The sequence below is a fragment of the Streptomyces sp. NPDC001744 genome (assembly GCF_042892575.1).
Taxonomy (GTDB): domain Bacteria; phylum Actinomycetota; class Actinomycetes; order Streptomycetales; family Streptomycetaceae; genus Streptomyces.
Genome location: NZ_JBIAUG010000047.1, coordinates 1 through 7129, shown reverse-complemented (window position 1 = coordinate 7129; position 7129 = coordinate 1). Strand labels below are relative to the sequence as shown.

The window sequence follows — 7129 nt, the reverse complement described above, 5'->3', positions numbered from 1 at the left end:
TCCTCCACACCTACAACCACCACCGCTGCCACACCGCACTCGACGGACACCCGCCCATCAGCCGAGTCAACAACGCTGCGAGTCAATACACCTAGGGCGTGCGTCGAAAGTCCCGTCTGCCCGGCGGCGTCCGGCACGCACGCTCGCGGCGTTGTCGGGCCCGCCCTCCGGGCGGACGACGCCACTTTCGACACACGCCCCAGGCGTTCCGTCCCGGACCGGCCGACCGCCGGCCCGGGGGCCGGAGGGGCCACCGGGCCGGTCCGGCGCCGAACGCGCCGGCGCCCGGGTGGTGGGGCCGGTCAGGCCCAGATGGACAGGCGGGTCGTGGTGGGGGTGGCGTCACAGAAGTAGCCGACCGCCTGGCCCCGGGCCACGTACCCCTGTCCGGCCGCGTCGCAGGCGGCGGCGCTCGGGTACATGCCGACGTAGACGTACCCGGCGGCCTGGGCGGACGGGGCGAGCAGCAGGGCGGCCGCGGCCGCCGGTCCGGTCAGGCTCAGGGCCGAAATCACTTTGCGCATGGGTGTGTTGCTGCCTTCCTGTTCCGGTGGCGAGCACTCCGGTCGTGATGGTCCGGCGCCCGGCGAGCAGCTTCCTCCACCGCCGGGCCGGAGGCAATGGTCGAGACCACATCAATGCGGCCGGCCCCTCGCCCCCGGGGCGCCCGGCCCCCCTCCGCGCGTCCCGCCGGGCCTCACCCCCCGTACGTCGCCTGCCCATCGCGCAGGACCTCCGCGAAGTCCGCCGCGAGCCGCACGGCGTCGGAGGGTGCGAGCGTCGCCGTCGTGATCCGCACCGCGGGCGGGGCCGCGATCCGGAACCGCGCTCCCGCCGCCACCCACCAGCCCCGCGTCCGCAGCCCGTTGACCACGGCCGACTCGTCCCGCACCGGCACCCACACGTTCAGCCCGCTCGCGCCGACCGCCCGGATCCGGTACGCGCCGAGCGCGCCGATCAGCGCCGCGCGCCGCTCCGCGTACGCCTCCTCGCCGGCCGCCACCAGCGCGCGCACCGCCCCGTCGGTGAACAGGCCGGCCACGGTCTCCTGGAGCACGTGACTGACCCAGCCCGACGTCATCAGCATCCGGCCGTCGTGCCGCGCCAGGGTCACCGCGTCGCACGCGACCCCGGCCCACCGCAGGTCGATCCCGAGGTGCTTCGACACCGTCCGCACCTGCGCCCACCGGTCGAGGCCGGCCGCGGCGAGCGTGTGCGCGGCGACCCCGCCGATCTCGGCGTTGTGGTCGTCCTCGACGACGAGCACGTCGGGGAACTCCCGCACCACCGCCACCAGCGCGTCCCGCCGCGACCGGGTGAAGAACGCCCCGGTCGGACACTGGCCCCGGGGGCTGCACACCACCGCGCGCGCCCCGCTCCGCAGCGCCGTCCGCAGCGACTCCGGTACGAGCCCCTCGCCGTCCACCGCCACCGGCACCGTCCGCAGCCCGAGCGCGGGCACCAGATCGAGCAGGTGGTGGAAGCCGGGGTCCTCCACGGCCACGGCGTCCCCGGGCCGCAGCTCCGTCGAGAGCAGGCGCGCGACGCAGTCGAGCGCCCCGTGCGCGAACGTCACGTGCCGCGCGGGCACCCCGTCGCGCTCGAACCACGCCCGGGTCAGGGCTTCGAGGGACGCGAGGCGGGGCGAGGCGCGGTGGGAGCCGTACACGGGGGCGACGGCCGCCGGTGGGCGCAGTACGGGGAGGAAGTCCGGGTCCGGGTGTCCGCCGGCGAGGTCCACCAGGCCCTCCGGGACGCGCGGGGGACGCCGGGAGGTCACCGACGGCGCCTCGGCCACCACCGTCCCGCCCCGGCCCCGGGTGACGACCAGGCCCCGCCGCCGCAGCTCCTTGTAGGCGGTGGCGACGGTCCCCGGACTGACCCCCAGTTCGTCCGCGAGCCGCCGCACCGGCGGCAGGGCGTTCCCCGGTGCGAGCCGGCCCTCGGTCACGCCCCGCTCCACGGATGCGGCGATCCCCTTGGCCGTGACGCCTTCGATCACATATTGTGCTGTCACGTAAAGCATTATGTATCGATACAAACGTAGGCGCAAGGCGTCCCGCGCGAACCACCGCGACGGGCCGCCGCGCCCTCAGGGGGACCCATGAGCCGTACCACCCGACCCGCCCGGACGCTTCCCGGACCCAGGACCCCCTTCAAGGACCGCGTCCCCGGCGGCGCGGACGGCCGCCGCATGCTCCTCGTCGGGTTCATCGACAAGTGCGGCACCGGGCTCTGGTCCACCGCCATGGCCCTCTACTTCACCTACGTCACGGGCCTGGGGCTCGGCCAGGTCGGCCTCCTCGTCGCCCTCTCCGGCGCGGCGGGCATCGCCGGCGCCCCGCTCGGCGGACGCCTCGCCGACCGCTTCCCCCTGGTCCGCGTCATCATCTGCGCCCAACTCCTGCGCGCCGCGGCCCTCCTGGCCCTCCTCACCACCGACCACTACCTCCTCCTCGTCCTCTTCTCCGCCGCCGGAGCCCTCCCCGACCGCGCCACCAACGTCCTCACCAAGCTCTACGCCGCCCGTGTCGCCGGCCCCGAACGCGTCCGCTACCAGGCCATCAACCGCACCACCGCCAACATCGGCTGGACCCTCGGCGGCCTCGGCGCCGCAGCGGCGCTCGCCGTCGGCTCCACCACCGCCTTCCAGCTCCTGCTCGTCGGCGACGCCCTCTCCTACCTGGTGATGGCGGCCCTCACCCTCCGCTGCGCCGAACCCCCCACCCCCGCCTCCCGCGTGGCCGCCTCCACCGGTACCGGCACCGCCCCCGCCACCACGCCCCCCAGCCCCTGGCGCGACCGGAGCTTCCTCGCCTTCACGGCGGGGGAGGGCGTCTTCTTCCTCCACGACTCGATCCTCCAGGTCGCCCTGCCGCTCTGGATCGTCCACGCCACCGACGCCCCCGTGGGCCTCGCCCCGCTCCTCCTGGTCGCCAACAGCGCCCTCGTCGTGCTCTTCCAGGTACCGCTCTCCCGCTTCGGCGCCACCACCGACGCCGCCCGCCGCCTGCTCGCCCCCCTCGCGGTCCTCTTCGCCGTCGGCACCCTCGCGGTCTGCGCCTCCGCCCTCGGCGGCCGCACCCTGGCCGTCACCGCCCTGATCACCGCGGCCGTCGCCCTCACCTTCGCCGAAATGATCCACACCATCGCCTCCTGGGAGATCTCCGTCGCCCTCGCCCCCGACGACGCCCAGGGCGCCTACCTCGGAGTCCACGGCCTCGCCCAGTCCACCCAGCGCTTCGCGGGCCCCCTCCTCATGACCGGTCTCGTCTCCGCCGGCCCCTTCGCCTGGCCCTTCCTCGGCGCCGCCCTCGTCGCCACCGCCGCCGCGCAGAACCGCCTCGTCCGCCGACGCCTCTCCGGATCGTCACTGTCAGTGGCGAAGGTTACGGTGAGTGAGAACTGATCGGACCGTCACCAGGGGGAGACATGACACGGACCGGAACCACCACGGCGGGCCTCCGCCGCGCACTGCGCCGCGAGATCCCCAGTACCGTCGGCCTCCTCGCCGACGAGCGGGACTTCGCGGCCATGCGGCGCTACCGCACCTTCGCCTTCGACGACCACCTCACCTACCTCCGCGAGGTCGAGTCCCTTCTCAGGACCCTCGCCACCCGGGGCGGACACACGACCGTCGCCCTCTTCGACCCCGAGGAGTACGCGGCCTGGTGCGCCGAGACCGGCACCGACCCCGACCTCCCCGCGAGCCGCAGCCGCTTCACCGCCCACCTCGCCGCCACCGGCGCCCACGTCACCTACACCGGACAGCCCCTCACCGCCCTCCTTCCCGAACTCGTCGACACCGCCGTCCGCCAGGCCACCTGGGAGTACGCCACCACCGTCCTCGCCACCGCCGGCGACTGCGCGAGCTGCGGCGAGGACATCGGGGAAGCCGCCCACGAACGCGCCGCGCGCATGCTCGTCCGCCTCCTCGAAGCCGCCGGGGCGGGGGTCCACCATCTCGTCTGCAGCGTCTCCGCCGCCGACGACCAGCTCCTCGCCGTCCTCCGCGGCGACGGCACCGTGCCGCCGGAGGACACCGCGGCGACCGCCCCCGCCGCGGAGTTCACCGCCGTGCTCGCCACCGGCATCGCCCTCGCGGCACCCGGCGGAGTCGTCCTGCGCACCACCGCCCCCGGTGCCCCGGACCGGCTCCACGGCTGGCGCCTCACCGACGGCACCCTGACCCCCCTCACCGAGGCCGAGGTCTTCTCCGCCTACTGCACCGACGCCCGCACGGGAGAACCCCTCTCCCCGGAGCCCGGGGTCGAGTACCGTGCCGGCTTCCCCCTCGCCCCCGACCCCGGGGACGACTGGACCGCCCACCACTGACCCCGCCCACGACGAAGGGGCTCCCCGCCACCTCCGTGACGGAAAGCCCCTTCGTCGTCCACCCCGGAGATCACTCTCCGGACAGCACCGCCTGGGCGGCCAGCCGCGCGCCGTGCGCCGTGTCCGCGGTCCGCGCCGCGGCGGCGGCCCGCTCGCACTGCGCCAGCGAGTACTTGGCCAGCGTCGCCCGCACGTACGGGATCGACGCCGCGCCCATCGAGAGGGAGGTGACCCCCAGACCCGTCAGCACACACGCCAGCAGCGGGTCCGAGGCGGCCTCGCCGCAGACACCACAGCTCTTGCCCTCGGCCTTGGCCGCCTCGGCGGACAGCGCCACCAGGTCGAGCAGCGCCGGCTGCCACGGGTCCTGGAGCCGGGACACCGCGCCGACCTGCCGGTCGGCCGCGAAGGTGTACTGCGCCAGGTCGTTGGTACCGAGCGACAGGAACTCGACCTCCTGGAGGATCGAGCGCGCCCGCAGCGCGGCCGACGGGATCTCGACCATCGCGCCGTACTTCGCCCGCAGCCCCGCCTCGCGGCACGCGTCGGCGAACGCCTTCGCGTCCGTACGGTCGGCCACCATCGGCGCCATGACCTCGAGGTAGACCGGCAGCCCCTCGGCCGCCTTCGCCAGCGCGGTCAGCTGGGTCCGCAGCACCTCCGGGTGGTCGAGCAGCGACCGCAGCCCCCGCACGCCGAGCGCCGGGTTCGGCTCGTCCGCCGGCGTCAGGAAGTCCAGCGGCTTGTCGGCGCCGGCGTCGAGCACCCGCACGACCACCCGGCCCTCGGGGAACGCCTCCAGGACCTTGCGGTAGGCGTCGACCTGCTTCTCCTCGGAGGGAGCCTTCCCGCTGTCGTCCAGGAAGAGGAACTCCGTACGGAACAGGCCGACGCCCTCCGCACCGGCCTCCACCGCCGCCGGCACGTCCGCCGGGCCGCCGACGTTGGCGAGCAGCGGCACCTTGTGCCCGTCCGAGGTCGCGCCCGGTCCGGTGGACGCGGTCAGGGCCGCCTTGCGCTCGGCGGCTGCCGCGGTCAGCACCGCCTTCTTCTCCTCGCTCGGGTCCACGAAGAGCTCTCCGGTGGAGCCGTCGACCGCGATGAGCGTGCCCTCGGCCAGCTCGCCCGCGCCCGGCAGCGCCACGATGGCCGGCACGCCCAGCGCCCGCGCGAGGATCGCGCTGTGGCTGGTCGGCCCGCCCTCCTCGGTCACGAACCCGAGCACGAGGGCCGGGTCGAGCAGCGCCGTGTCGGCGGGCGCCAGGTCCCGCGCGATCAGGACGTAGGGCTCGTCACTGTCCGGCACGCCCGGCATCGGTACGCCGAGCAGCCGCGCGACGATCCGGTTCCGCACGTCGTCCAGGTCGGCGACCCGGCCCGCCATGTACTCGCCGGCCCCGGCGAGCAGCTCCCGGTAGTGCGAGAAGGCGTCGTAGACGCCGCGCTCGGCCGTGCTGCCGACCGCGATCCGGCGGTCGACGTCGGCGATGAGTTCCGGGTCCTGAGCGATCATCGCCTGGGCCTCCAGCACCGCCTGGGCCTCGCCGCCGGCGAGGTTGCCCCGGGCCACCAGGTCGGCGGCCACCGCTTCCACGGCCTGACGGGCACGCCCCTGTTCGCGCTCCGCCTCCTCGGCCGGAATCGACTTGGCCGGCGGTTCCAGGACCGCGGTGCCCATGTGCCGGACCTCGCCGATCGCCACTCCGTGGCTGACGCCGACGCCTCGCAGCGTTGTCTCCATCTCACCCGTCTCCGATTGAGCGACGGCCCCGGCCGCCGCGTTGAATGTCGAACTCGCGGTCGTCACAGCGGACGGACCGGCTCAGCTCCAGGCGAAGAGGTGGTCGCCGGCCTTCACGTCGCCTTCCTCGGCGACCTCGGAAAGGGAGTCCGCTGTGGCCTCCAGGGCCACGACGGGACAGATGGGGGACTTGCCGGCGGCCTCGACCTCGGCCGGGTTCCAGCGCACGACGGCCTGTCCGCGCGTCACGGTGTCCCCCTTGTTCACGAGCAGCTCGAAGCCCTGCCCGTTGAGCTGGACGGTGTCGATGCCGAGATGGGTCAGCACACCGTGTCCCTCGCCGTCGACGACGACGAAGGCGTGCGGGTGCATGGACACGATGACCCCGTCGACGGGCGAGACGACCTCGGAGGGCTCGCGTACGGGGTCGATGGCGGTACCGGGACCGACCATCGCACCGGAGAAGACCGGGTCGGGAACTGCGGCGAGACCGATGGCGCGTCCGGCAAGCGGCGACGTCACGGTTGTCATGGGAAGCCTCCCAGGGGCGGAGATGGTGTGGCGCCGTCACTACCTGTCCTGGACGGCGTACTGTTCAGAAGCGTATGTCATGGGAAGTCCCGGTTCCGCACGATCCGCACGAGACGTACCAGTTGGGCGGAGCTAGGGACCACCAGCAACGATTTGCCTCCTCTGGCGGTGGGATGTACTGTCGTACTTCTGCTCGACCCCCACGCGGCCTTGAGTCGCGGGTCGGCAGCACCTACCAAGCCAGATCCTAACCCCAGTGGTCTACACCTCTGCGTGCTCGCAGCGGGACGTGGTCAGGGGGACCGAGAAAGCCTGGTAATGTTTGAACCCGCCGGGAACGGAAAGCGCGAAAGCGAATTTCGACCCCGGAAGCCCGCTCCAGCGGGTGGCAGAAACGGAAAACGGATCTGCTAAGCTGGAAACACGAAAGACCGAAGGGAAAAGCCCGGAGGAAAGCCCGGTGAGGGTGAGTACGAAGGAAGCGTCCGTTCCTTGAGAACTCAACAGCGTGCCAAAAATCAA

The 7129-nt window shown here is 73.5% G+C and carries 7 protein-coding genes; 2 read left to right on the top strand and 5 right to left on the bottom strand.

Annotation, left to right across the window (positions count from 1 at the left end; genetic code table 11):
• Positions 1 to 302: 302 nt before the first annotated feature.
• Together ACFYZY_RS29885 and ACFYZY_RS29880 are read right to left on the bottom strand one after the other, a co-directional pair.
• Positions 303 to 524: a hypothetical protein gene (locus ACFYZY_RS29885; protein WP_388700379.1), complete on the bottom strand. Its 222-nt coding sequence runs from the start codon at positions 522 to 524 to the stop codon at positions 303 to 305.
• A 173-nt stretch (positions 525 to 697) separates the two neighbouring features.
• Positions 698 to 2017, bottom strand: coding sequence for a GntR family transcriptional regulator (locus ACFYZY_RS29880; RefSeq protein WP_388700376.1), 1320 nt, complete (start codon positions 2015 to 2017; stop codon positions 698 to 700).
• An 87-nt stretch (positions 2018 to 2104) separates the two neighbouring features.
• Here ACFYZY_RS29880 and ACFYZY_RS29875 point away from each other — a divergent pair, with 87 nt between their 5' ends.
• Both ACFYZY_RS29875 and ACFYZY_RS29870 read left to right on the top strand, forming a co-directional pair.
• A complete protein-coding gene (locus ACFYZY_RS29875) occupies positions 2105 to 3409 on the top strand; it encodes an MFS transporter (RefSeq protein ID WP_388700374.1) in 1305 nt (434 codons plus the stop codon).
• 23 nt (positions 3410 to 3432) lie between these two features.
• A complete protein-coding gene (locus ACFYZY_RS29870; protein ID WP_388700372.1) occupies positions 3433 to 4335 on the top strand; it encodes a hypothetical protein in 903 nt (300 codons plus the stop codon).
• Between the two features lie 70 nt (positions 4336 to 4405).
• Here the strand turns inward: ACFYZY_RS29870 and ptsP are convergent, their stop codons facing one another.
• The 3 genes from ptsP to ACFYZY_RS29855 all read right to left on the bottom strand — a co-directional run.
• Positions 4406 to 6076, bottom strand: a complete 1671-nt coding sequence (gene ptsP / locus ACFYZY_RS29865) for a phosphoenolpyruvate--protein phosphotransferase (protein WP_388700369.1) — start codon at positions 6074 to 6076, stop codon at positions 4406 to 4408.
• A gap of 81 nt (positions 6077 to 6157) precedes the next feature.
• Positions 6158 to 6607, bottom strand: coding sequence for a PTS glucose transporter subunit IIA (locus ACFYZY_RS29860; protein WP_388700366.1), 450 nt, complete (start codon positions 6605 to 6607; stop codon positions 6158 to 6160).
• A gap of 261 nt (positions 6608 to 6868) precedes the next feature.
• Positions 6869 to 7129 (bottom strand): hypothetical protein (locus ACFYZY_RS29855; RefSeq protein ID WP_388700364.1); only part of this gene is annotated, 261 nt, incomplete at its 5' end.